Annotated in this window: 21 protein-coding genes; 13 read left to right on the top strand and 8 right to left on the bottom strand. The window is 74.1% G+C overall.

Annotation, left to right across the window (positions count from 1 at the left end):
- Positions 1 to 170 precede the first annotated feature (170 nt).
- The 4 genes from IF30_RS0124640 (at position 171) to IF30_RS0124625 (ending at position 1,698) form a co-directional block, all read left to right on the top strand.
- Complete coding sequence (locus tag IF30_RS0124640) at positions 171 to 587, top strand: ATP-binding protein (protein ID WP_051711027.1); 417 nt, start codon at positions 171 to 173, stop codon at positions 585 to 587.
- Positions 584 to 859, top strand: coding sequence for a hypothetical protein (locus tag IF30_RS0124635; protein ID WP_030242388.1), 276 nt, complete (start codon positions 584 to 586; stop codon positions 857 to 859). Before IF30_RS0124640 ends, IF30_RS0124635 begins: the two co-directional genes overlap by 4 nt.
- On the top strand, positions 856 to 1,032 hold the full coding sequence (locus IF30_RS48070; RefSeq protein WP_158835445.1) for a hypothetical protein: 177 nt from the start codon (positions 856 to 858) through the stop codon (positions 1,030 to 1,032). The genes IF30_RS0124635 and IF30_RS48070 overlap by 4 nt, the downstream gene beginning before the upstream one ends.
- Before the next feature lie 144 nt (positions 1,033 to 1,176).
- Complete coding sequence (locus IF30_RS0124625) at positions 1,177 to 1,698, top strand: GNAT family N-acetyltransferase (protein ID WP_030242385.1); 522 nt, start codon at positions 1,177 to 1,179, stop codon at positions 1,696 to 1,698.
- Here the strand turns inward: IF30_RS0124625 and IF30_RS0124620 are convergent.
- Both IF30_RS0124620 and soxR read right to left on the bottom strand, forming a co-directional pair.
- Positions 1,665 to 2,618: a phosphotransferase family protein gene (locus tag IF30_RS0124620; RefSeq protein WP_051711025.1), complete on the bottom strand. Its 954-nt coding sequence runs from the start codon at positions 2,616 to 2,618 to the stop codon at positions 1,665 to 1,667. The genes IF30_RS0124625 and IF30_RS0124620 overlap by 34 nt on opposite strands.
- Before the next feature lie 44 nt (positions 2,619 to 2,662).
- Positions 2,663 to 3,211, bottom strand: a complete 549-nt coding sequence (gene soxR, locus IF30_RS0124615; protein WP_051711023.1) for a redox-sensitive transcriptional activator SoxR — start codon at positions 3,209 to 3,211, stop codon at positions 2,663 to 2,665.
- Between the two features lie 57 nt (positions 3,212 to 3,268).
- On the opposite strand from soxR, the gene IF30_RS0124610 reads away from it, so the two are divergent.
- Positions 3,269 to 4,030 carry a transketolase gene (locus IF30_RS0124610; protein WP_030242379.1) on the top strand — a complete coding sequence of 254 codons (762 nt, stop codon included), beginning with the start codon at positions 3,269 to 3,271 and terminating at the stop codon, positions 4,028 to 4,030.
- A gap of 57 nt (positions 4,031 to 4,087) precedes the next feature.
- Positions 4,088 to 4,981 (top strand): transketolase family protein, encoded by an 894-nt coding sequence (locus IF30_RS0124605; RefSeq protein ID WP_030242377.1) that lies wholly within the window; start codon positions 4,088 to 4,090, stop codon positions 4,979 to 4,981.
- 123 nt (positions 4,982 to 5,104) lie between these two features.
- On the opposite strand, the gene treZ is transcribed toward IF30_RS0124605, so the two are convergent.
- The 3 genes from treZ to glgX all read right to left on the bottom strand — a co-directional run bounded on the left by treZ (position 5,105) and on the right by glgX (position 11,552).
- Positions 5,105 to 6,838 carry a malto-oligosyltrehalose trehalohydrolase gene (gene treZ, locus IF30_RS0124600; protein ID WP_030242374.1) on the bottom strand — a complete coding sequence of 578 codons (1,734 nt, stop codon included), beginning with the start codon at positions 6,836 to 6,838 and terminating at the stop codon, positions 5,105 to 5,107.
- Positions 6,838 to 9,297, bottom strand: coding sequence for a malto-oligosyltrehalose synthase (gene treY / locus IF30_RS0124595; RefSeq protein WP_030242372.1), 2,460 nt, complete (start codon positions 9,295 to 9,297; stop codon positions 6,838 to 6,840). Before treY ends, treZ begins: the two co-directional genes overlap by 1 nt.
- Positions 9,298 to 9,404: 107 nt before the next feature.
- Positions 9,405 to 11,552 carry a glycogen debranching protein GlgX gene (gene glgX / locus IF30_RS0124590; RefSeq protein ID WP_030242369.1) on the bottom strand — a complete coding sequence of 716 codons (2,148 nt, stop codon included), beginning with the start codon at positions 11,550 to 11,552 and terminating at the stop codon, positions 9,405 to 9,407.
- Positions 11,553 to 11,990: 438 nt separating this feature from the next.
- Between glgX and IF30_RS0124585 the strand changes: the two genes are divergently transcribed.
- From IF30_RS0124585 to IF30_RS0124570, 4 genes are all read left to right on the top strand, one after another.
- On the top strand, positions 11,991 to 13,265 hold the full coding sequence (locus IF30_RS0124585) for an SAV2148 family HEPN domain-containing protein (RefSeq protein WP_063752758.1): 1,275 nt from the start codon (positions 11,991 to 11,993) through the stop codon (positions 13,263 to 13,265).
- Positions 13,266 to 13,351: 86 nt separating this feature from the next.
- On the top strand, positions 13,352 to 13,849 hold the full coding sequence (locus IF30_RS0124580) for a GNAT family N-acetyltransferase (RefSeq protein WP_051711021.1): 498 nt from the start codon (positions 13,352 to 13,354) through the stop codon (positions 13,847 to 13,849).
- 273 nt (positions 13,850 to 14,122) lie between these two features.
- Entirely contained in the window at positions 14,123 to 14,824 is a 702-nt protein-coding gene (locus IF30_RS0124575) for an exonuclease domain-containing protein (RefSeq protein ID WP_030242361.1), read from the top strand.
- Positions 14,825 to 14,881: 57 nt separating this feature from the next.
- Entirely contained in the window at positions 14,882 to 15,346 is a 465-nt protein-coding gene (locus IF30_RS0124570) for a GNAT family N-acetyltransferase (protein ID WP_030242357.1), read from the top strand.
- Between the two features lie 136 nt (positions 15,347 to 15,482).
- Here the strand turns inward: IF30_RS0124570 and IF30_RS41940 are convergent, their stop codons facing one another.
- The 3 genes from IF30_RS41940 to IF30_RS0124555 form a co-directional block, all read right to left on the bottom strand.
- A complete protein-coding gene (locus tag IF30_RS41940) occupies positions 15,483 to 16,448 on the bottom strand; it encodes a hypothetical protein (RefSeq protein WP_037901061.1) in 966 nt (321 codons plus the stop codon).
- Positions 16,449 to 16,518: 70 nt separating this feature from the next.
- Complete coding sequence (locus tag IF30_RS45540) at positions 16,519 to 17,583, bottom strand: polysaccharide deacetylase family protein (RefSeq protein ID WP_078891648.1); 1,065 nt, start codon at positions 17,581 to 17,583, stop codon at positions 16,519 to 16,521.
- 170 nt (positions 17,584 to 17,753) lie between these two features.
- Positions 17,754 to 18,647, bottom strand: coding sequence for a phosphotransferase enzyme family protein (locus IF30_RS0124555; protein WP_030242349.1), 894 nt, complete (start codon positions 18,645 to 18,647; stop codon positions 17,754 to 17,756).
- Positions 18,648 to 19,303: 656 nt separating this feature from the next.
- On the opposite strand from IF30_RS0124555, the gene IF30_RS0124550 reads away from it, so the two are divergent.
- The 3 genes from IF30_RS0124550 to IF30_RS41935 all read left to right on the top strand — a co-directional run bounded on the left by IF30_RS0124550 (position 19,304) and on the right by IF30_RS41935 (position 23,838).
- Entirely contained in the window at positions 19,304 to 21,505 is a 2,202-nt protein-coding gene (locus IF30_RS0124550; RefSeq protein ID WP_030242347.1) for an MMPL family transporter, read from the top strand.
- 298 nt (positions 21,506 to 21,803) lie between these two features.
- Entirely contained in the window at positions 21,804 to 22,010 is a 207-nt protein-coding gene (locus IF30_RS0124545; RefSeq protein WP_030242345.1) for a cold-shock protein, read from the top strand.
- 370 nt (positions 22,011 to 22,380) lie between these two features.
- Positions 22,381 to 23,838 carry a DEAD/DEAH box helicase gene (locus IF30_RS41935; protein WP_234322830.1) on the top strand — a complete coding sequence of 486 codons (1,458 nt, stop codon included), beginning with the start codon at positions 22,381 to 22,383 and terminating at the stop codon, positions 23,836 to 23,838.
- Positions 23,839 to 23,928: the final 90 nt, after the last annotated feature.

Raw genomic sequence — 23,928 nt, 5'->3', positions numbered from 1 at the left:
TCATATTTCGAAGGCATGCCTTGCACTGCGTCACTGACATGCTCCATGCTGTGAGTGACGGAGCGTTGGCTGTGCGTGACAGGTATGGCGTGTAGCAACGGCGCACTCTCATGGGCGCTTCGTGTTGGACGCGTGCCGGCTGCCGTGTCGGCCGCTCGAGCTTCTCCCTCATGCGCCTGGAAGGTGACTTCGCCATGTGTTCCGCCTCCTCCGACGTCTGGCTGCCACGCAGCCGCCGTTCGCCCGCGATCGCCCGCCAGCGGGTCCTCGCCCTCCTCTCCTCCGTGCCGGGCGGGGAGGGCTTCCTCGACGCCGGGCTGCTCGCCGTCTCGGAGCTGGTCACCAACGCCGTGCTGCACGGCACGCCGGCGGGGTACCTCATCTACCTGTCGCTCGACGTCGACTCGACCCGCCTCCGGATCGAGGTGCACGACGCCCGGCGGGACCGCGAGCCCGTCGTTTCCGCGCCCGGCCTCGGCGACGAGGCCGGGCGCGGGCTGCACCTCGTGAAGTCCGTCGCCGTGCGCTGGGGCTGCTGTCCCCGTCAGCCCATCGGCAAGATCGTCTGGTGTGAGGTGGTCGTATGAGGGCCGATCACGACATCCGGGTGGAGATCCCGGGTGGCAGGCCGCCGGTCGTCGTCACCCTCGATGCGCACATCCTTGACAGGATCTGGGCGTCGATCTGCCACCTCCCGATGCCCCGCTCCCAGTGCCACCTCCTGGAGCGCCGCCTCACGGGTCCCTGTGCCGTGCGTGACCTGATCCGCGACCTCGCCGCCGACTCCGTCCTCGTGATCCCTGTCGGCGGCCTCGAACTCCGCATCCGCTGGGCGCACCCCTCCGAGGAGGCCGCGTGATCGACGGCATCCGGGACTGGTGGTTCCTGCACTGCTCCCGCTCGCGCCTCGCCCGGCTTCTCCGGGCCGAACGACGCCGCCTGGAGGCGGAGTTGGCGTGCTGGCTGCCGGAAGCCTCGGCCACCGTGCGGCGGCGCGTCCTCGAGGTGATCGTGAGCGACCGGCGGCCATGACGTCGCGGGAATCCTCCGCGCCGGGACGGGCGGTCCGCGCTACGGCCCGCCGGACGGGATCGCCTGGGATCGGGGATGTGGGTTCCGACCGGCCCGCTCGACGGTTCGAGGAACTGCTGCGCGCCGAGTGATCGTTGTGGCCGTGTGACAGACGAACCGATCGCCCTCAGCCCGATCTCCGAGACCGACCTCCCGCAGTTGGAGGCGCTGCTCGCCGACCCGGAGCAGCTGCGCCCGTTCCAGTGGTACGGCTGGCGCGACCCGGGCCGGTTCCGTCGCACCTGGGCCGAGAACGGCCTGCTCTCCGACGAGTGGTCGTTGCTTGCGGTGCGGGCCGGGGGTGAGTTCGCGGGCTTCGTCATGTGGCGCCGGGTGGATGTCGCGGCCAACTCCTGGTACTGGAGCATCGGCATCCAGCTCCGGGCGGAGCTGCGCGGCCGTGGCATCGGCACCGAGGCCCAACGCCTGCTGGTGGACTACCTGTTCGCGCATTCGCCGGTGATGCGGCTGGAGGCGGACACCGACTCCGCGAACCACGCCGAGCAGCGCGCCCTGGAGAAGGTCGGCTTCCTCCGCGAGGGGGTGCGGCGCGGCATCACCTTCCGGGGCGGCGAGTGGCGCGACGCCGTCGTCTACAGCCTGCTGCGGACGGACCCGCGCCCCTGAGCGACCCCGAACCACTCCTCGGCGAGGGCGTCCAGCGTCCGTGCCGCCGGCGTCAACTCCCGCAGGTACCAGGGCAGATCGCTGAAAACGTGGAGCAGCGTGTACGCGAGCAGCAGGCTTGGGTCGAACGGGCGGCCGTAGGCGTCCAGGAGCAGGCCGAGCAGTCCCGGGTCTCCGCGGGTGGTGAAGAGGCCGACGGCGACGAAGTCGTAGGCCGGGTCGCCGATCATGGCGGGTTCGAAGTCGATCAGGCCGGTGAGGCGCCAGTCGCCGGCCGGGTCGGTGAGGAGGTGTTCGCGCATGAACTCGGTGTGCAGCAGGGCGCGTCCGGGTGTCTGCGGGAGCGGGGCGGTGGCGAGGAAGTCGGGGATCTGCTCCGCCCAGGCTTCCGGCAGGCCGCGTCCGCGCTGGCGGGTGGCGGCGTCGGCGCGCTGCCGGGCCAGGAAGGCGGGCCAGTCGCCGGGCCCGAGCACGTCGGCGAGCGGTTCCGGGTCGAGGGCGTGCAGGGCGGCGAGGGCCTCGCCGCAGTCGCGGGCGATCCGCTCACGGTCGGTCTGCGGGATGCGCGGCCAGGCTGGGGCGAGGCCGTGGCCCGGCAGCCGGGACATCAGGACGTAGCGCCATCCGTTGACGTACGTGCCCGCCTCCCTGACCCGGGGGGTGGGGATCGGCAGCTCGCCCTGCAAGGCCCGGAGGACGCGTTCCTCGGTGTGGCCGTCCTGGGCGGAGGCGGCCGGGAACAGCTTGAGGACGTGCTCGTCGCCCACGGCGTAGACCGGGACGGAGCCCTCCGCGAAGCGCTCCAGCGGCAGGCCGCCGACGCCGAGTCGGGCGCACAGGGCCTCCGCGCCGGGGCGCATCACCGACTCGTCGGGGACGATCGCGGCCCACTGCTCGTCCGTCTCCACCAAAGGCAGCACGGGAGAACGGTAGGCAGGCCAACCATCGGGTGGCAAACGGGTTTTCAGGCTCCTCCTCGGCGCGTCCCGCAGTCGTCGGCGGCCGGGGAGACCTGTTCGGGGCCGCCGGCCGGGTCGCGGGTGAGCAGGTAGCGGGCGCCGGGCCCGGCCTCGCCGGCCCGGTCGGCGGCGTTGTAGAGGGCGCAGCGGGACAGGGAGAGGCAGCCGCAGCCGATGCAGCCGGTGAGCTTGGCCTTGAGGCGCTGCAGTTCGGCGATCTGCTCGTCGATGCGGCTCTGCCAGGACGCGGCGACGCGGTCCCACTCGGTGCCGCTGGGGGCGGGTCGTTCGGGGAGGCGGTCGAGGGCGACCCTCGCCTCGTCGAGGGAGAGGCCGACCCGCTGGGCGGCGCGGATGAAGGCGATCCGGCGCAGTGTGCCGCGGGTGTAGCGGCGCTGGCCGCCGGAGGTGCGGGTGGCGTGGATCAGGTCGAGGCTCTCGTAGTAGCGCAGTGCGGAGGCGGCGAGGCCGCTGCGGGCGGCGAGTTGGCCGATGGTGAGCAGGTCGGTGTGGTGCGGGCCGGAGGTGCGGCGGCGGTCGGGGCGGGCGGTCATGGGAACCCACTCTAACGGCTTGACCTCAAGCTGGCTTTAAGTTGCACCATCGTGGTCATGACGACGAACGCAACCGCGGAAACCCCGACCGGGGCCCGTACCGAGGCCCGTACCGGCGGCGCTGCCGGGGCCCGTACCGAGGCCCGTTTCGAGGACCTGCCGGCCCTGATGGGCCTGATGACCGGCGACGAGAAGCACGGCCCCGCCGCCACCTCCACCCTGGACGCCCTCTGGGTGCTGTACGACCGGGTGCTGCGGGTGACGCCGGCCACCGCCGAGGACCAGGACCGCGACCGCTTCCTGCTCTCCAAGGGGCACGGCCCGATGGCTTACTACGCGGTGCTCGCGGCCAAGGGCTTCATCGACCCCGAGGTGCTGCCGAGCTTCGGCGGCTACGACTCGCCGCTCGGTCACCACCCGGACCGCACGCTGGTCGCCGGCGTGGAGATCGCCTCCGGCTCGCTCGGGCACGGCCTGCCGCTGGGCGTCGGCACGGCGCTCGGGCTGCGGGCGCAGGGCCTGGCCGACCCGGCGGTGTGGGTGCTGGTCGGCGACGCCGAGTTCGACGAGGGCTCCAACCACGAGGCGGTGGCCTTCGCCGGTTCGTACGGGCTGGACCGGCTGCACGTGGTGGTGATCGACAACTCCTCGGCCACGCACGGGTGGCGGGGCGGGATCGCCGCGCGCTTCGAGGCCGAGGGCTGGTCGACCGTGACGGTGGACGGCCGCGACCACGAGGCGCTGTACCGGGCGTTCACCGCCGGGCACCCGGGCCGCCCGCACGTGGTGGTCGCCCGCGTCGAGCCCAAGGACTCCTGAGCCCGTAGCCGCCCCGCACGCATGCCGAGACACCGAACCCCGAAGGGAACCCCACCGATGGACACCATGCGCGACCGCTTCGTCGACGTCACCACCCGCCTGCTGGACGAGGACCCCCGGCTGGCCGTGGTCCTCGCCGACATCACCGCGGCCGCCTTCGCCCCGGCCCGGGAGCGCCATCCCGACCGGGTGGTCAACGTCGGCATCCGCGAACAGCTGCTGATCGGCGCGGCCGGTGGCCTCGCGCTCAGCGGGATGCGTCCGATCGCCCACACCTTCGCCAGCTTCCTGATCGAACGGCCCTTCGAGCAGGTCAAGTTGGACCTGACCCACCAGGGCGTCGGCGCCGTCCTGGTGAGCGCGGCCGGCTCGTACGACTGGCCGGCCGGCGGTCGCACCCACATGTCCCCGGGCGACGTCGCCCTGCTGGACACCCTGCCGGACTGGACCGTCCACGTCCCCGGTCATCCGGACGAGGCGGAGCGGCTGCTGCGCCACGCCTACGCGGACGGCGACCGCAACGTGTACGTCCGGCTCTCGGCGCACCAGAACGCCGCGCCCGTGGACGTCGAGCCGGGCCGCTTCGCCACCGTCCGCACGGGTTCGCGCGGCGTGGTCCTGGCTGTCGGGCCGATGCTGGACGCGGTGCTCGCTGCCACCGAAGGCCTGGACGTCACCGTGCTGTACGCGGCGACCGTGCGTCCCTTCGACGCCGCCGGGCTCCGCGCGGCGCTGGGCGACCGGGCGGACGTGGTGCTGGTGGAGCCGTACTTGGCGGGCACTTCGGAGCGCGAGGCGCACGAGGCGCTGGCCGACCGTCCGCACCGGGTGCTGGGCCTGGGCGTGCCGCGCGCGGAGCACCGGCACTACGGCTCGATCGCGGAGCACCTGGCCGCGTACGGCCTGGACGCGCCCGCGCTGCGGGAGCGGATCGGCACCTTCCTGTGGTGAGCGGGCCCCGGCGGACGTGCCGCTGGACGAGCCGCTGGACGTGCCGCCGGACGTGCCGCTGGGCAGGGGCCGGTGAGCCGGTGGCGCGCCCGCCCGGTGGGCCGCGCCGGGCCGGCGGTGGGATCAGCCGGTCAGCACCACCGCCACCGCGTTCGCGCCGAGCCGCACCGCCGTGCCGTCCGGCTCCGCAGGCCCGAAGGCCGCGACGACCTCCCGCCCGGCGGCGCCCAGTGGCACCGGGGCCTCGTCCGGCCCGAGGTTGACCGCCACCCGGTACGGCCCCCGGTGCACCACCAGCCAGCCGGCCGCCTCCTCGTACGCGACCCGCACCGCGCCGAGGTCCGGGTCGGCGAGCTCCGGCCGTTCGCGCCGCAGCCGGATCAACGTCCGGTACCAGTCGAGCAGTTCGGCGTGCGGGGGGCGCCGGGGTTCGGTCCAGTCGAGGGCGGAGCGCAGGACGGTGGCGGGTTCCTGCGGGTCGGGGACGGCGTCGGCGGCCCAGCCGTGGTCGGTGAACTCGCGTCGCCGGCCCTGTCGGACGGCCTCCGCGAGGTCCGGGTCGGTGTGGTCGGTGAAGTACTGCCAGGGTGTCGCGGCGCCCCACTCCTCGCCCATGAAGAGCATCGGGGTGAACGGGGAGGTGAGGACCAGCGCGGCGCCGCAGGCGAGCCGGCCGGCGGGGAGCGTGGTGGAGATGCGGTCCCCGAGGGCGCGGTTGCCGATCTGGTCGTGGGTCTGCAGGTAGCCGAGCAGCCGGTGGCCGTCGCCGGTGGGGAACGGGCGTCCGTGGCTGCGGCCGCGGAAGGAGGACCAGGTGCCGTCGTGGAAGAAGCCGCGGGTGAGCGTCTTGGCCACGGCGGCGAGCGGTGCGCGGGCGAAGTCGGCGTAGTAGCCCTGGGATTCGCCGGTGAGCGCGCAGTGCAGGGCGTGGTGGAAGTCGTCGCTCCACTGGGCGGTGAGGCCCTGGCCGCCGGCTTCGCGGGGGGCGGTGGTGCGCGGGGTGTTGAGGTCGGATTCGGCGACCAGGAACAGCGGCCGGTTCGTCACGGCGGCCAACCTCTCGACTTCGTGGGCGAGTTCCTCCAGGAAGTGGACCGCCCGGTCGTCCGCGAGGGCGTGTACGGCGTCGAGTCGCAGCCCGTCGATCCGGTAGTCGCGCAGCCAGGCCAGCGCGCTGCCGATCAGGTAGGCGCGCACCTCGTCCGAGCCGGGTGCGTCCAGGTTCACCGCGGCGCCCCACGGCGTCCGGTGCCGGTCGGTGAAGTAGGGCCCGTACGCGGGCAGGTAGTTGCCGGACGGGCCGAGGTGGTTGTGGACGACGTCCAGCACCACGCCGAGGCCCTTGCGGTGGGCGGCGTCCACGAAGCGCTTCAGGCCGTCGGGGCCGCCGTACGGCTCGTGGACGGCCCAGAGGGAGACTCCGTCGTAGCCCCAGCCGTGTCGGCCGGGGAACGGGCAGACCGGCATCAGTTCGACGAAGTCGACGCCCAGCTCGACCAGGTGGTCCAGGTGGTCGGCGGCCGCGTCGAAGGTGCCGCGCGGGGTGAAGGTGCCGATGTGCAGCTCGTACAGCACCGCCCCGGGCAGCGCGCGGCCGTGCCAGCCGGTGCGCGACCAGCGGAACGCGGCGTGGTCCACCGGGCGGCTCGGGCCGTCCGGGCCGTGCGGCTGCCACGCGGAGCGCGGGTCGGGCAGCGGCGGGCCGCCGTCGAGCCGGAAGGCGTAGTCGCCCGCCGGCGCCTCGCCGGACCACCAGCCGTCCCGGTCGGCGCAGCGGGCCAACGCGTGCGTCTTGCCGTCGACTTCGACGGACACGCCGGACGTGGCGTTGGGCGCCCACACCTCGTGGACCGGCATCAGCCCCTCCTCGTCAGCAGCGCCACCGGGGAGGCGGCCAGCAGATCCGCCACCGGCACCGGCCCCGCGGGGTGGCTCCGCAGGGTCAGCTCGTCCGTCCACGGGCCGCCCGCGGGCAGCTCCAGCACGGTGTCCCGCCAGCCGCCCGCCCGCTCCAGCCCGTACGGCAGCCGGGTGACGGCGGTGACCACGTCGTCTCCCCGGGCGAAGGCCAGCAGGTGGTCGCCGGCGGGGCCCGCGGCGGTCAGCGGCCGGTACGGGCCGAGCGGGCGGGCGCGGCGCAGGTGCAGGGCGGTGGTGGTGAGGTGCAGCTTCTCGCGGGCGAGGTCGCCGGGTCGCCGGGCGGCCGAGTCGGTGAGCCGGACGGCGAGCGCGCCGAGGTCCACCACGCCCCGGTTGTCCGGGTCGACGAGGGTGTACAGCGGTTCCTCGCTGCCCTGGTAGAGGTCCGGCACGCCCGGCACGGTGAGGTGCAGCAGCGCGGCGGCGAGGGTGTTGGAGCGGGCGTACGGGGCGAGCGCGTGCACGCGGCCCTCGATCCGGGGGAGCAGCCCGGGGTTGCCGTAGGCGGCGCGGGCCCGGTCCTCCAGGGCCTGCTCGTAGCGCGGGTCGGTCGTCGTCCAGGAGGTGTGCAGCTTGGCCTCGCGGGCGGCCTTGAGCAGGGCGGCGACCAGCCGGTCCGGGGTGATCGGCCAGGCGGCGACGAGGGTGTGCCAGAGCAGCCAGTCGGCGTCCCGGTCGAGGGCGGGCGCGGCGGGCCCGGCGGCGGTGGACCAGGCGGCGGCCTCGGCGGCCCAGGCGTCGGGCTGCTCGGCGAGGACGGCGAGCCGGGCGCGGGCGTCGGCGCTGCGCTTGGTGTCGTGGGTGGAGAGCACCGTCATGCCGTGCGGCCAGGTGTGCTCCTGCCGGCGGCACCAGTCGTGGAACGCGGCCGGGTGCAGGCCGGGCCGGGCGGGCTCGCCGCCGACCTCGTTGAGGCCGGGCAGCGCGTTCCAGCGGTAGAAGGCGGTGTCCTCGACGCCCTTGGCGGCGACCGCGGCCGCGGTCTGGGCGAAGCGCACGCAGAACTCGTCGTGGTCCGCCCCGCGCCCGGACTCGCCGAGGGCCAGCGCGGCCACCAGCCGGTCGGTCGGGTCGGCGGAGCCGTCCAGGGCCGCCCGCAGCTGCTGCCGGGAGGCCGTGGGCACGGCTTCGCCGGGGCGCGCGTAGGGCCGGTACGCGGGGTAGCCGGTGAGCAGCCGGCCGATCGCCGCGTACAGCTGCCGGGGCGAGTGGTCGGCGTGCGCGGGCTCCGCGGCGCCGATCCGCAGCGCGATCCGCACCAGCCGCTCCACCTCGGCGGCGAGCTCACCGTCCGGGCCGGTCATCTCGGCCCGCCCGCGCCGGGCGGCGGCGACCGCCGGGTGCGGGTCCTCGCACAGGTCGCGGGGCGGGCCGCCGCGCCGGTCGGGGCCGCGCAGGAAGGACTCGTACGCTCCGGCCAGTCGGCAGGCGCCCGCGTGGTCGGTGAGCACGCCGTCGATCCGGCGCAGCGCGTCGTAGCCGGTGGTGCCGGCGACCGGCCAGTCCTCGGGCAGCCGCTCCTCGCCGGTGAGGATCTTCTCGACGACGACGTACGCCCCGCCGGTGGCCGTTGCGAGGCGGCGCAGGTAGCCGAGCGGGTCGGCGAGGCCGTCCGGGTGGTCGATCCGGAAGCCGTCCAGGACGCCGTCGGCGTGCAGCCGGAGCAGTACGGCGTGGGTGGCGTCGAACACCTCCGGGTCCTCGACGCGCAGGGCGATCAGCTCGTTGACGGTGAAGAAGCGCCGGTAGTTGAGTTCGGTGCGGGCCAGGCGCCACCAGGCGAGCCGGTACCACTGGCGGGTGAGCAGTTCGGGCAGCGGCAGGCCCTCCGTGCCGGGGCGCAGCGGCAGCTCGTGCCGGTGGTAGCGCAGGACGTCGCCGTCGACGGTGAGCTGGTCCAGGACGGCGCCGAGCCGGTCGCCGAGCAGCGGCAGCAGGACCCGCCCGCGCCCGGGGGCGTCGGCGGGGCCGGGCTGGGCGGCCCAGTCGATGTCGAACCAGCGCGCGTACGGCGAGTCGGGCCCGTCGCGCAGGACCTGCCAGAGCGGCCGGTTGAGCCGTTCGGGGACGGGCACGGCCATGTGGTTGGGCACCACGTCGGCGATCAGCCGCAGGCCGTGCCGGTGTGCTTCGGCGGCGAGGGCACGCAATGCCGCCTCGCCGCCGAGCTGCTCGCTGATCCGGGTGTGGTCGACGGTGTCGTAGCCGTGGGTGGAGCCGGGGGTGGCCTCCAGCAGCGGGGACAGGTGCAGGTGGGAGACGCCGAGGGCGGCCAGGTAGGGGACGGCGGCGGTGGCGTCGCGCAGGGTGAAGCCGGGTTGGAGCTGGAGGCGGTAACTCGCGGTCGGGACGGCGGCGGCCGGGTGGGGCTGCGCGTTCTCGGCGGCGGAGGTCATAGCTCCATAGGTACCCGCGGGAGCCCGCCGCCAAGACCCGCTGTTGACCCGAACAGGTGACCGCCCCCGTTCGCGGGCGGCCGCCACGCCGGCCGCCGCACCGGCCGCTACGCCGGTCGTTGCAGCACCATCAACGAGCGGTCGGTGAGCCACAGCGCGTCGCCCGCCTTCGCCCGCGCGCCGGTGCCGGGGGCGGGCAGCCGGGGCTGCGCGGTGTCGACCACGACCTGCCACTCCTGGCCGTGGCCTGCGGGCACGGTGAACTCCAGCGGCTCGAAGTGCGCGTTGAACATCAGCAGGAACGAGTCGTCGACGATCCGCCCGCCGCGCCGGTCCGGTTCGGAGATCGCGTAGCCGTTGAGGAAGACGGTCAGCGACTTGGCGTAGCTGGCGCCCCAGTTGCGCTTGGTCATCTCCTCGCCGGTCGGGGTGAACCAGGCGATGTCGGTGAGGTCGTCGAAGCCGCTGGAGGCGGGTGCCCCCGTGCCGGGCCGCCCGGACACCGGCCGCCCGTGGAAGAAGCGCCGGCGCCGGAACACCGGGTGGTCGCGGCGCAGCCAGATCATCCCCTGGGTGAACTCCAGCAGCCGCGCCTGCGGCCCGTCGTCCTCGGGCCAGTGCACCCAGGTGAGTTCGTTGTCCTGGCAGTAGGTGTTGTTGTTGCCCAGCTGGGTGCGGCCGAGTTCGTCGCCGTGGGAGAGCATCGGCACGCCCTGGGAGAGCATCAGGGTGGCGATGAAGTTGCGCTGCTGGCGGGCCCGCAGTTCCTCGATCGCCGGGTCGGTGGTGGGGCCCTCGACGCCGCAGTTCCACGAGCGGTTGAAGGCTTCGCCGTCCCGGTTGTCCTCGCCGTTGGCCTCGTTGTGCTTCTCGTTGTAGGAGACGAGGTCGCGCAGGGTGAAGCCGTCGTGGCAGGTCACGAAGTTGATGGAGGCGATCGGGCGGCGGCCGTCGTCCTGGTAGAGGTCGGAGGAGCCGGTGAGGCGGGAGCCGAACTCGGCGAGGGTGGCGTTCTCCCCGCGCCACAGGTCGCGCACGGTGTCCCGGTACATGCCGTTCCACTCCGTCCACAGGGGCGGGAAGTTGCCGACCTGGTAGCCGCCCTCGCCGAGGTCCCACGGCTCGGCGATGAGCTTCGCCTGGGAGACCACCGGGTCCTGCTGGACGAGGTCGAAGAACGAGGAGAGCCGGTCGACCTCGTGGAACTGCCGGGCGAGCGTGGCGGCGAGGTCGAACCGGAAGCCGTCGACGTGCATCTCGGTGACCCAGTAGCGCAGCGAGTCCATGATCAGCTGGAGCACGTGCGGGCTGCGCATCAGCAGGCTGTTGCCGGTGCCGGTGGTGTCCTCGTAGAACCGCTGGTCCTGGGCGAGGCGGTAGTAGGAGACGTTGTCCAGGCCGCGCAGCGAGAGCGTCGGGCCGAGGTGGTTGCCCTCGGCGGTGTGGTTGTAGACGACGTCGAGGATCACCTCGATCCCGGCCGCGTGCAGCGCCTTGACCATCGACTTGAACTCCTGCACCTGCTGGCCGCGGTCGCCGGTGGAGGAGTAGGAGGAGTGCGGGGCGAAGAAGCCGATGGTGTTGTAGCCCCAGTAGTTGGCCAGGCCGAGGTCGCGCAGCCGGTGGTCGCGGACGAACTGGTGCACCGGCATCAGCTCGATCGCGGTGACGCCGAGCTTGGCCAGGTGCTCGATGACGGCCGGGTGGGCCAGGCCCGCGTAGGTGCCGCGGATCTCCTCGGGGATGCCCGGGTGCAGCCGGGTGAGGCCCTTGACGTGGGCCTCGTAGATGACGGTGCGGTGGTAGTCGGTGCGCGGTGGCCGGTCGGTGCCCCAGTCGAAGTACGGGTTGATCACCACCGAGTGCATGGTGTGCGGGGCGGAGTCGAGGTCGTTGCGCCGCTCGGGGGCGCCGAAGTGGTAGCCGTAGACCGACTCGTCCCAGTCGATGTTCCCGCTCATGGCCTTGGCGTACGGGTCCAGGAGCAGCTTGGCGCTGTTGTGCCGCTGGCCCAGACCGGGGTTGTACGGGCCGTGCACGCGGAAGCCGTAGCGCTGGCCGGGCTGGATGCCCGGGAGGTAGGCGTGCCGGACGAAGGCGTCCGTCTCGCGCAGTTCGACGGCCGTCTCGGAGCCGTCCTCGCCGATCAGGCACAGCTCGATGCGGTCGGCGCTCTCGGAGAACACCGCGAAGTTCGTGCCGGCCCCGTCGTACGTGGCGCCGAGCGGGTAGGGCGTACCGGGCCAGACCTGCATGACTCCTCAACTTCCTTACTGCAGACCGGAACTGACATGTAGTCCGACAATAAGCCCGACATTGTGCCTGGACCCGGTCGCTCTTCTTCCCGGCCGGGCGGCCGGGCATGTGCGGTGCTCGCGCGCCGTGACGCACGGCACAGCCCGCATACTTCCCGAGCCCTTCCCCGGCGGCCGGGAGAACCGGCCCGGGTTAGTCCGAACGAGTGTCCGGGGGGCATTCCTGTGAAGAGTGGTGCCGGTGGTGGGGGCGGGAACGGCTCCGCACCGCGGCGGCAGCCCTCGGCCATCCGGCTGCGGGCGGCTCGCGGCGGGCAGTACCCTTGATCGTCCGACCGCCCCGGCCGACCGGCGGACGCCCGACGGACAGTCAACGGTCCCCGCACCCGCGGGGGTCGGCCGCAGCAAGCAGACGCAGCACAGCAGACGAGGTGGCGCATGGTGTTCCCCGCGGGCGGCCGTGGCGCCGGGCCCGACGGCCCCCACCGGGGCGCGGGCCGCAGCGAGGCGCCCACGGTCGTCATGCGCCCCACCCTGACCGGCCGCGCGCTGCTGCCCGCCCAGAGCGGACCGGTGGAGATACCCGCACTGGCCTGGTCGGCCGGCGAGTGGGAGGAGGCCTACCAGCGGGTGCGGCTCTCCGGCCGCGCCTACGTCTGGCTCAACCTCGTCGAGCAGCGCCTGCGCTCCCTCGTGGACGAAGTGCTCCACCCCATCTACGCCCCCGCCCACGGCGAGGACTGGGTCACCGCCGCCGCCGGACCGGCCGGCGAGGAGTGGGCCCACCGGGCCGGCGCCGTGCGCGAGGTCAGCCGCCGCAAGGGCTACCTGCTCGACCCGGCCGACGACGACCCGCTGGTCTTCCTCACCCTGCCCCAACTGCGCGAACTGATGGTGCAGCACTGGCCCTGCTTCGAGCCCTACCTGGCCGACCGGCGCGAGATCGAGCTCGCCCTGGACGAACTGGAAGTGGCCCGGCACGTCGTCTCCCGCAACCGGGTGCTCACCCAGACCGTCCTGGCCCAGACCGAGCGGGCCGCCGCCCGGCTGCTGGCCGTCCTGGACGGCGGCGCCGGCGGCGTGCCCGCCGACGTGGTGGAGTCCCTGGTGGCCGGCCGGTACGCGGACGTGGTCGCGGTGCACGCCGACCGGGTCCGGCTGCAGCGCGACCTGCCGGTGGAGGACCTGCTGGACGGCGCCCGACGGCTGGACGCCCTCGGCATCGGCCTCGGCATGCTCTGCCAGAACTACACCGGCAAGCGGCTGGTGCGGCTCGCCGGCGAGGGCTGCCGGGTACGGCTGCTCTTCCTCAACCCGGCGAGCAGCGCGGTGCGCCGCCGCGAACGCGAACTCGGCCTCGGCCGCGGCGAGCTGTCGCGCTCCATCGAGATGAACATCATGCACGTGCGCCGGGTGCGGGCCCGGCTGCGGGACCAGGGCGGCTTCGAGATCCGGGTGTTCGACGAGACCCCGCGCTTCACCGCCTACCTGGTCGAAGGCCCCCGGACCACCGGACAGGCCGCCGGCCGCCGACAGAGCCGCGACCTCGGCGTCGTCCAGCCCTACCTGCGCCGCGCCCGCGGCATGGAGTCCCCGGCCCTGGTGCTGCGCGGCGGCGCCGGCCAGCAGCCCGGCGGCACCGAGGCCGGGCTGCTGGAGGTCTACCGCGAGGAGTTCGAGGGGATCTGGGGGGACTCCCGGCCGGTGTCCTGAAGCCGCCTCCCCAGGCCGCCCCCTCGGTCCCGCATCCCGAGAAAACCGCTGGTCAGGGCGGTGCGGGCGCTGCAAGACTGCGACCCGTGAACAACCTCCCCGCCTGGACCCTCGAACCCGCCGGCACCGACCGCCTCGAAGCGATCTGCGACCTCAAGGACCAGGTCATGCGCGCCGATCTGGAACGCCTCGGCCGCTGGGACCCGGAGCGCTCCCGCCGCCGCGTACGGGACTCCTTCTCCACCGAGTTCACGTCCGTGCTGCTGGTCGAGGGGCAGTTCGCGGGCTCCGTCACCGTCCGCCCCGACGATCGGGGCGGACGCCACCTGGAACTGTTCTACCTCGCCCCCCGCCTGCAGGGGCGCGGCCTCGGCACCGCCGTCCTGCGCCACCTGCTCGCCGACGCCGACGCGGCCGGGGAGCCCGTGCACCTCGTCGTCCTCCAGGGCAGCGCCGCCCGGCGGCTGTACGAGCGGCACGGCTTCACCGTCGTCCACCAGGACCCGGTCGACGTCCACCTGTACCGCCCGGTGCCGGCCGCGAACACCGAACCGGTCGCCGGAACCGAACCGGCCGTCACCTGACGCGGTGACGGCGCCCGGCCGGGCGCACCGGGCGCACCCGGCCGGGCGGCCGGGTGACGTGGATCTCTCCGATCGTCCGCAGCGGATGCGACTCGTCCGGCCGGAACGGGGCAGAGAAGGCCGGGGACGGTACTCCGGGGCGGCTCGCCCCCCGGGCCGGGGGCCTGCGTCGGGCCCGTCGTCCGGGGGAGCGGGCGCCCCGGAAGCCGGGTTGTCGGTGGGGCGGGTGATGATGGGGGCTGTTTCGAGCGGTAGGACGGAAGGACACACCTGATGAGCTGGTGGCAGCAGCCACTGGTCGGCTTCGACCTGGAGACCACGGGCACCGACCCGGCCGTGGACCGCATCGTCACGGCCGCGCTCGTGGACACCGTCGGGGCCGCCCGGGCGGGGGCCGCGCACTGGCTGCTCGACCCCGGGGTGCCGATACCCGCCGAGGCGGAGGCGATCCACGGGATCGGGGACGAGGTGGCACGCGGCAAGGGCCGGCCGGCGAAGGAGGCGGTGGAGGAGATAGCCGCCGCCCTGTGCGGGCGGATCGCGGCCGGGCGGCCCGTGGTGGCGTTCAACGCGCCGTTCGACCTGTCGCTGCTCGACGCCGAGCTGCGCCGGTACGGGCTGGCGACCCTCGCCCAGCGCCTGGGCGGGCCGGTCGGACCGGTGCTGGACGCCCTGGTGATCGACCGGGCCGTGGACAAGTACCGCAAGGGCTCGCGCACCCTGCAGCGGGTCTGCGAGGTGTACGGGGTGGAGCTGACGGACGCGCACGAGGCGGGCAGTGACGCACTGGCGGCCGTCCGGGTCGCCGTCGCGCTGGCCGACCGCTACCCGGCCGAGGTGGGGTCGGTGGCGCCGGCCGAGCTGCACCGGCGACAGGTCGACTGGTACCGGGACTGGGCGGAGGGCCTGCAGGACTGGCTGCGCCGTGGCAAGGACCCGCAGGCGGTGGTCGACCCGCGCTGGCCCGCCCGCTAGCCGACCCGGGCCCGCCGCTCGCCGTGCCCGCCCCGCTTGGACTGGCACACTGCCCGGATGACCGTACGCCTCGCCCGCCGCGCGGACCTGCCCGGCTTCCTCGCCCTCGCCGCCGAGGTCGAACACTGGTTCGGCCCGATGGTTGCCGATCCGGGCTTCCACCGTGCGGTGGGCCGGAGCATCGACCGCGGGACGGCCACGCTGGCCGAGGACGACGAGGGGCCCCTCGGGGGTCTGCTCTTCGGCAACAGGCCGCCGCTGCACCACCTGCACTGGCTCGTCGTCGCCGAACGCGCCCGGCGCACGGGCGTCGGCCGGGAGCTGGTCGCGGACGCGCTGCGCCGCCACGACGTCCGGGCCCCGGCCACCGTCGAGGTGGTGACCTTCGGCCCGGACCATCCGGGCACGGTGGCGAGCGGCACCCGGGTGTTCTACGAACGGCTGGGCTTCACCCCGGCCGAGGCCGCCGCCCCGGGCCCGGAGGGCGGTTCCCGGCAGGTCTGCCGGCTCGACCTGACCTGACCCGCTCCTACCCGGCCCGACCTGACCTGACCTGACCTGACCTGACCTCACCGGCTCTTACCGGACCTGGCCCGACCCGACCCGACCGGCTCCTACCCGACCCGACCTGACCTGACCTGCTCCGGTCTGGCGGCGCCTACTGCAGGTCCAGTCCCACCGGGTGCGCGAGGTCCGTCGGGCAGACGAAGACGTGCAGCTCCCCGAACCGTCCGACCGACACGTCCGGGGCCAGGCCGCTGTCCACGGTGAGCAGGTGGACCATCCGCGCGCCGCAGCCGCAGTCGACCGGGATCAGGTCGGTGGAGCGCCAGGACGGCCAGCCGCCGACCTTCCAGCCCTCCGCGCAGGCCAGGAAGCGGTGGTACTCGATGCCGTGCCGTTGCGCGAACTCCTCGGCGGCGGTGTGGAGTTCATCGGGCAGCTCGTCCCGGTCCGGCAGGTCCGCGATCTGTTCGGGGCGCACCGCGCACGGGGTCGGCAGGTAGCTGTCGTCGCGGCGCCGGGGCGCCGGGGGAGCGGCCGGGGCGAGGTCGGCGGCGCGCTGCCAGTGGAGTTCGACGTTCGGACCGTGGTAGTAGCGCGGGTCCTGGAGGTCGTCGTGGTCGTTGGGGCACCAGAGCACCTGGAGCCGGTCCGTGCCCTCCGGCCAGGGCAGGTGCGGGGCGTCCTCGGCGCGCAGGTGCACCAGCGGTATCAGGGCGGTCCGGGCGGCGGGTTGCTCGGGGACCATCCGGTGGGTGCGCCAGTTGACCAGGTCGAGGGAGTGGGCGTCGCCCATGATCCGGCGCTGCTCGGCGGCCTCCTCCGCGGTGAGGACGTGTGCGGGGCCGCCGGCCAGGGTCCGTCCGCACAGCGCCCGGTCGATGCCCTCCCAGGTCTCCCGGTCGGCCGCGGAGACGTCCTGGTACTCGTCGGCCAGGTGCCCGGCGGTGCAGTGCGGCCAGGGCTCGCCGGCCGGCCACAGGGCGGGGCCGCCGATCCGGCTCGCCTGCGGCTCGGGTGCCGCGGCGTACGGGTGGAGCAGGGTGGCGGGCCGCAGGTACGGGGCCAGCCCGGGCACGGCGGCGACGAGGTCGGCCGTGGTGGGACGGGTGTCGGTCACGCCGCACAGCCTAGGACCGCGGTCCGTCAGGCAGTCAGCCGCCGCCGTCGGCCGCCGGTACCGGTGCCGGTCAGGCCGCCGGGAAGTCGAAGGTGTACCCCTGGGCGACCAGCCAGGGCAGCAGCTGCTTCAGGGCGGCCACGGTCTGGCTGCGGTCGCCGCCGCCGTCGTGCATGAGGATCACCCCGCCGGGCTTCAGCTGCTTCTGCACGGTGGAGACGATCGCCGGCACGCCGGGGCGGGACCAGTCCCGCGGGTCGACCGACCAGCCGAGCGAGGACATCCCGAGGCCCGCGGTTGTGCGCTCGTTGTCGGCGTTGAAGCCGCCGCCGGGGGCGCGGAACCAGGAGACCTGGGTGCCGGGGCCGCCGGCCTGGACGATCATGTCCCGGGCGGCGGTGATCTCGTACGCCGCCTTGTCGTGCGGGAGCTTCGCGAACGGCTGCGGGTGGTGGACGCTGTGGTCGCACAGCCGGTGCCCCTCGGCCAGGACGCGCTTGACCGCGGCCGGGTTGGCTGCGGCGTTCTGGCCGATCTCGCAGAACGTCGCCTTGACGTGGTACTGGGCGAGCAGGTCCAGGATCTGGCCGGTCGCGGGGCCGGGGCCGTCGTCGAAGGTGAGTGCGACGGTGCGGCCGCCCGAGGCGGTCGAGCCGATCACCGTGCCCGCCCCGGTGTGCGGGGGCGGCGCGGCGGGGGAGGAGGCCGCGGCAGGGGAGCCCGGGACGATCGGCGTGGCGGGCACGGAGGGCGTGGTCGACACGGCGGGGGCGGCCGGGGTCGCGGGCGTGCGCGGCTTCGCGGGAACGGCCGGAGCAGCCGGAGCGGACGACGTGGACGGCGGCGTCGACGCGGACGGCGCCGACGCGGACGGCGCCGACGGCGTGGAGGCGGCGGCCGACCCTGCGGACCCGGACGCCGGCGGCACGCCGTCGGAGCCGGGCGTCGGCGCGAGGGTGGTCACCGCCGTCCCGCTCGGCCGGGCGGCGCTCGGCGGCTGCAGCGCCCCGCTGGCCGTCCCGCAGGCGGCCAGGCCCAGGACGGCGGCGACCGCGACGCAGCCCGCGACCAACCTGCGCCGGGAGCGGGGCGGGCGGTTCGGGGCGGCGGAGGGGCGCAGGGCGGTCCCGTGCATGGCGGCGGCTCCTGAGGGTGCGAGTGGGGTGAGGGTCTCGGGTCAGGACGACTGTCCGGTAGGACGCCGAGCGTACGTGCCCCGGTTGCGCGGCGGACCGCTCCGCTCTAAGAGCCTTCTCACACCCGCCCCGGTTGGCGCCCGCGCGCCGGCCGGGGTACGGGCCGCTGTCAGAACGGGTACCAGCGCACCTCGGTGGCCCCGTCGCGCAGGGAGTCGACGCGCCGCCGGAACTCGGCGGACGCGGCCGGGTTGCTCGCCGCCTGCTGAGCCACCCAGGAGGCACTGGCGGTCTCCCGGGCCCCGCGCAGCACCGCGAAGCCGGGCCAGTCGCGCACGTCCCAGCCGTACGCCTCGGTGAACGCGCGGTACTCCTCGCCGGGCACGCCGTAGCGGTCGTGGGCGAGGGCGAGGACCACCAGGTCGTGTTCGCGCAGGTCGTCGGCGACGAACTCCAGGTCGAGCAGGACCGGGCCGTCCGGGCCGACGTGGACGTTGCGGGGCAGGGCGTCGCCGTGGATCACGCCGGGGCGCAGCCGGGGGGCGAGGTCGGCCAGGGCGGCCGCGAAGGCGTCCCGGCGGTCGCGCAGGAAGGCGACGTCCTCGGGGGCGACGTACCCCTCGGCGGAGTCCAGCCAGCGCCCGACCGGGGCCAGCAGGTCGCGCCGGCCGAGCGGGACGGGCGGTACCGGCAGCCGGTGCAGGGCGTGCAGCAGCGGGGCGAGGTCGACCGGGCGGGCGGGGCGGACGGCGGGGGCGAGCCGGTGCCAGAAGGTGACGGGGTGCCCGTCGGCCGCCTGCGGCTCGGGTGCCGGCGCGTCGTACGGCCGCACCACGGGGACGCCCTGGCCGGCCAGCCAGCGGGCGACGGTCAGCTCGCGGTGCGCCCGCTCGTACAGCTCGGGGCCGCGGCCGACCTTGGCGACCACGGCCGGGTCGCCGAGGTCGAAGACGGCGTTCTCGCCCAGTGCGAGCAGCCGGGCGCCGTCCGGGGCGGGCAGTCCGGCGCGCGCGCAGGCGCGGGCGAGCAGCAGCCGGGCCCGGCCCTCGTCGAAGGGGATCATGACTGGGCTCCGTTCCCACGGCGGTCACCCGGGGGATCCCGGGGCGGTGATCATCATGACGCACCGGCCCGTGGCCCCGCAGCGCGCGGGGCCCGGGCCCCGCGCGCTGCGGCGGCTCGGCTGCCGTCCGTGCGGTGCTCGGCGAAGGCGGCGTCCGTGCCTCGGCGACCAGGCCGCCGCATCCGACCCGGTCGCCGACCACCGGCAGCGGGGCCGGGCAGCGGGGTGAGCGAGCCGAGCGGTGGCGCCGGACAGTGGGGCCGCGCGGGCGCCTCCCCGGGAGTCCCCTCGGGGGGCGTGTCGGGGGCGGGTTGGGGTTTTCCCTGGCCCCCGACCCCGAGAACTCCTCCCTGGGGGTAGGGGACCTGCCTCCACCCTGAGGGGGAGGTGTCTCCACCCGGAGCACGAGGCCGACCGGCCGGGGTTCGGGAGAGACTGGGTCGGGGCCGTTTCGGGGGGGCCCTTCTCACGGGGGTTGGAATACGGGGGCTCCTTGCCGGGCGGCAAGCAAGTACTCGTAGGATGATGCCCAGACCTACTTACCTGCCGACCGGCAAGGTGGTGCCTTCCGGGCACCTCCCGGGCCGGTCCCTGCCGTCGCCCAGCGTCCCGTCCCCCAAAGGGCTGCGGTGAACCATGCCCAGGAGGCATCGAGCATGTTCCACCGACTAGGACACTTCGTCGTTCGTCGCGCGTGGTGGGTGATCATCGCCTGGGTCGTCGCGATGATCGCCATCGTCGCGGCGGCGCCGAAGGTCACCTCCCAGACGGACGAGTCCGCATTCCTGCCCAAGCACTACGAGTCCATCCAGGCCGCACAGCTCCAGGAGCAGGCCTTCCCGTCGAGCTTCACCCCCGCCGCGCTGCTGCTCTTCGAGCGCAACGACGGCCAGGCGCTGAACGACGCCGACCAGGCCTCGATGGACAAGGTCGTCAACGGTCTGACCGCCGCGCACATCCCCGCGGTCGAGAAGATCCTGCCGGTCGACGCCAAGGCGGCGAAGTCCAAGGACGGCAAGTACGCGCTGTCCATGGTCGCCATCGACAAGACCAAGATGCAGAGCCCGGAGTACACCGACGCGGCCAAGAAGCTGCGCAGCGAGGGCTCCAAGCTCGCCGACGGCACCGGGCTGAAGTTCCAGGTCGGCGGCCAGGCCGCCAGCAGCCTCGACCAGCAGGACGCCTCCGGCGCCACCGACGCCATCGTCATGCTCGGCAGCCTGCTGTTGGTCATCCTGATCGTCGGCATCATCTTCCGCAGCATCCTGGCCGGCCTCCTGCCGGTCGTCCTCTCGCTGGCCATCGCGATGCCGGTGGCCAACGGCCTGATCGCCGACGCGATCAAGCTCTTCGACCTGAAGTCCTCCCCGATGACCTCCGCGATCCTGATCATCGTGGTCCTCGGCGTCGGCACGGACTACTTCCTCTTCCTCGCCTTCCGCTACCGCGAGCGGCTGCGCCTGGGCGAGGACCGCAAGACGGCCGTGGCCAACGCCGTCGGCCGGGTCGGCGAGGCGATCGCCTCCGCCGCCGGTGCCGTCGCCGTCGCCTTCGCCGTGCTGGTCCTCTCCAGCCTGGGCATGTTCACCGCGCTCGGCCCGGCGCTGGCCATCGCCGTCATCGCGACCGCCCTGGTCTCGCTGACCCTGGCCCCCGCCGTGCTCGCCGTCCTCCCGTCCAAGGCCGTGTTCTGGCCGGGCAAGAAGTGGATGCAGGAGCCGAAGAACGCCCGCTTCGCCGCCCTCGGCCGGATGACCGGCAAGAAGCCCGGCCTGGTCGCCCTGGCCTCCGGCGGCATCCTGCTGGTGCTGGCCCTGGCCGGCGTCAACTACAACGGCACCTACGACCTGGCGGGCAGCTCGATGCCCAAGGGCAAGGAGTCGATGGTCGTCCAGGACAAGCTGATGACCGCGTTCTCGGCCGGCGCCGCCGACCCGAGCCACGTCTTCCTGACCAGCACCAACGGCGCCAAGCTCGGCGACTCGGCGATCAAGGACTTCGCCGACAAGCTCCAGGGCGTCCCCGGGGTGGCCTCCGTGGTCGCGCCGAGCGCCCAGAACAAGACGATCAACGCGGACGGCACCACCGGTGACTTCACCGTGATGCTGAACGACGCGCCGGCCTCCAACAAGGCCATCGACACCATCGAGAAGGTCCGCGACACCGCCCACGCCTCGGCCCCGGCCGACAGCAAGGCCCTGGTCGGCGGCATCACCTCGGTGTACAAGGACATCAACACCGCGATGGTGCACGACTACACGCTGGTGTTCCCGATCGCGGCGCTGATCATCATGCTCATCCTGGGCCTGCAACTGCGCAGCGTGGTCGCACCGTGGTACCTGATGGCCTCGGTCGGCCTCGGCTTCGGCGGCACCCTCGGGGCCACCACCCTGCTGTTCCAGAACCTCAAGGGCGAGCCGGGCCTGATGTTCATGCTGCCGATCTTCATCTACCTCTTCGTGGTGGCGATCGGCACGGACTACAACATCCTGATCATCTCCCGCCTGCGCGAGGAGGCCCGCGAGGGCCGCAGCCCGCGCGAGGCGGCCAGCGAGGCCATCAAGCACGGCGGCCCGACCGTCGCCGCGGCCGGCTTCATCCTGGCGGCGTCGTTCGCGACCTTCATGCTCGCGGGCAACGTGCTCTTCATGGAGCTCGGCTTCTCGCTGGCCTTCGGCATCGTGCTGGCGGCCTTCGTGATGGCGATGTTCTTCACCCCGTCCCTCACCGCGCTGCTCGGCCACCGCGCCTGGTGGCCCGGCCACGGTGACGGCCCCAGCCACGGTCACGGCCACGGCGGCGGGCCGGCCCCGCTGGCGGGTGCGCACGGCGTGCCGGAGCCGGCCGGCCGACGCTGACCGACCGCTCGGGAAGACAGGCGGCGTCCCGCTTCGGCGGGGCGCCGCCTCCCCCTTTGCGGGGGGCGCCAAACGTGATCTGTACAGCGGAAAATCCCCGGTCGTTCGGGGTGTCCCCGTGCTACAGTCGAGTCAGTTGCAGTTTTGGTTCCCATGAACGTATGTGTGCGCCTGCTGGTTCCAACACCAACAGGCGCATTTGTTTTGTCCGGTGTTTCAGTCTCCGGATGGGGATCGCGGCTACTTGGGGATCCACGAGGTGTGGGTCCCTGATGCCCCAGTTTTAGAGGAGACGGTTATGGCTACCGGCACCGTGAAGTGGTTCAACAGCGAAAAGGGCTTCGGCTTCATCGAGCAGGACGGCGGCGGCGCTGACGTGTTCGCCCACTACTCGAACATCCAGGCTCAGGGCTTCCGCGAGCTGTTCGAGGGCCAGAAGGTCGAGTTCGACGTGACCCAGGGCCAGAAGGGCCCGCAGGCCGAGAACATCATGATCATCGGCTGACGTCAGCGTCCACGCTGACTCGCGATCATCGCGAAGCGGGGGCCCGCACCGCACGGTGCGGGCCCCCGCTCATGCCGCCATACGGCCGGGGCGGCGCGCTCCCAATCCCACGGCCGACCAGCCCGCACCGCGGGCTGCCGACCCGACGGACGGAGAACCCGTGACCACCCCTGCCCGCACGCCGCGCGACCGCGGCCCCCGCACCACCGACCAGACCCGCCGCACCGCCGGCGGCGACCGTTCGCGCAAGCCGCGCAACCGCACCGGCGCCCCCAAGCAGAACCGCGCCGTCACGCCCGAGGCCGCCGACTTCACCGTCGTCGAGGGCACCCCGGCCCGGCCCCCGGCGGCCACCTTCGCCGAGCTGGAGATGCCCAAGGGCATCCTCTCCGCGCTCGGCCGCGAAGGCGTCACCGAGCCGTTCCCGATCCAGGCCGCCACGCTGCCCGACGCGATCGCCGGGCGCGACGTGCTCGGCCGCGGCCGCACCGGCTCCGGCAAGACCCTGGCCTTCGGGCTGCCGCTGCTCACCCGCACCGCCGGCCGCCGCGCCGTCGCCCGGCACCCGCTGGCACTCGTCCTGGTGCCCACCCGCGAGCTGGCCCAGCAGGTCACCGACGCGCTCACCCCGTACGCCACCGCCGTGAACCTGCGGATCACCACCGTCGTCGGCGGCATGTCGATCAACCGGCAGGCCAACGCGGTGCGCCGCGGCACCGAGGTGCTGGTCGCCACCCCGGGCCGCCTGGACGACCTGATCGGGCGCGGCGACGTCGTCCTGTCCGACGTGACCATCACCGTCCTGGACGAGGCCGACCAGATGGCCGACATGGGCTTCCTGCCGCAGGTCACCAAGCTGCTGGAGCAGGTCGCCGAGGGCGGCCAGCGGATGCTGTTCTCCGCCACCCTGGACCGCAACGTCGACCGGCTGGTCAAGCGCTTCCTGAACGACCCGGTCACCCACTCGGTCGACCCCTCGGCCGGCGCGGTCACCACCATGGACCACCACGTCCTGCAGCTCGACCAGTCCGACAAGGCCTCCGCCGCCGCGCACATCGCCTCCCGCGAAGGCCGCGTGATCATGTTCGTGCACACCAAGCACGGCGCCGACCGGCTCGCCAAGCAGCTGCTCGGCAACGGCGTGAAGGCCGCGGCGCTGCACGGCGGCAAGTCCCAGCCGCAGCGCAACCGGGTCCTCGACCAGTTCCGCGACGGCCACGTCACCGCGCTGATCGCCACCAACGTCGCCGCGCGCGGCATCCACATCGACGGCCTGGACCTGGTCGTCAACGTCGACCCGCCGGTCGACCACAAGGACTACCTGCACCGCGGCGGCCGCACCGCCCGGGCCGGCGAGTCCGGCACGGTCGTCACCCTCGTGCTGCCCGAGCAGCGCCGCGAGGTCAACCGGCTGATGACGGTCGCCGGCATCCGCCCGACCGTCACCAAGATCCGCCCGGGCGACGCCGACCTGGCCCGGATCACCGGCGCCCGCACGCCGAGCGGCGTCCCGGTCGCCGTCGCCGTCCCGGTGGCCCAGGCCGCCGCCGCGGGGACCGCGGAGGACAAGGCCGCCGGACGCGCCGGAGCCAAGGCCGGAGCCCCGCGCCGCCGCGCCGGCAAGCGCTCCGGGCTGCCCGCCGACGTCGACATGAACGGCAACCCGCGCCGCCCCCGCCCCAAGCAGCGGATGGGCGCCGCCACCCAGGGCGAGCGCCCGCAGGCGGCCGGCTTCATCGGCCGCTCCGCCGGGCGCGCCAAGCCCGGCAGCGGCGCCAAGTCCGGCTCCAACTACGGGACCGGGCGCCAGCGCCGCAGCTTCGACTGACGCTCCGCCGAACGGCCCGGCCCCCCTCGCGCAAGGGGGGCCGGGCCGTTCCGCGTTCCGGCGGGCGGGCGGGCGGGCGGGACGGCCGGC

The organism is Streptomyces sp. NRRL S-350, assembly GCF_000719705.1.
In the GTDB taxonomy this organism is placed as follows: domain Bacteria; phylum Actinomycetota; class Actinomycetes; order Streptomycetales; family Streptomycetaceae; genus Kitasatospora.
This window is presented reverse-complemented; position numbering and strand designations above follow the sequence as displayed.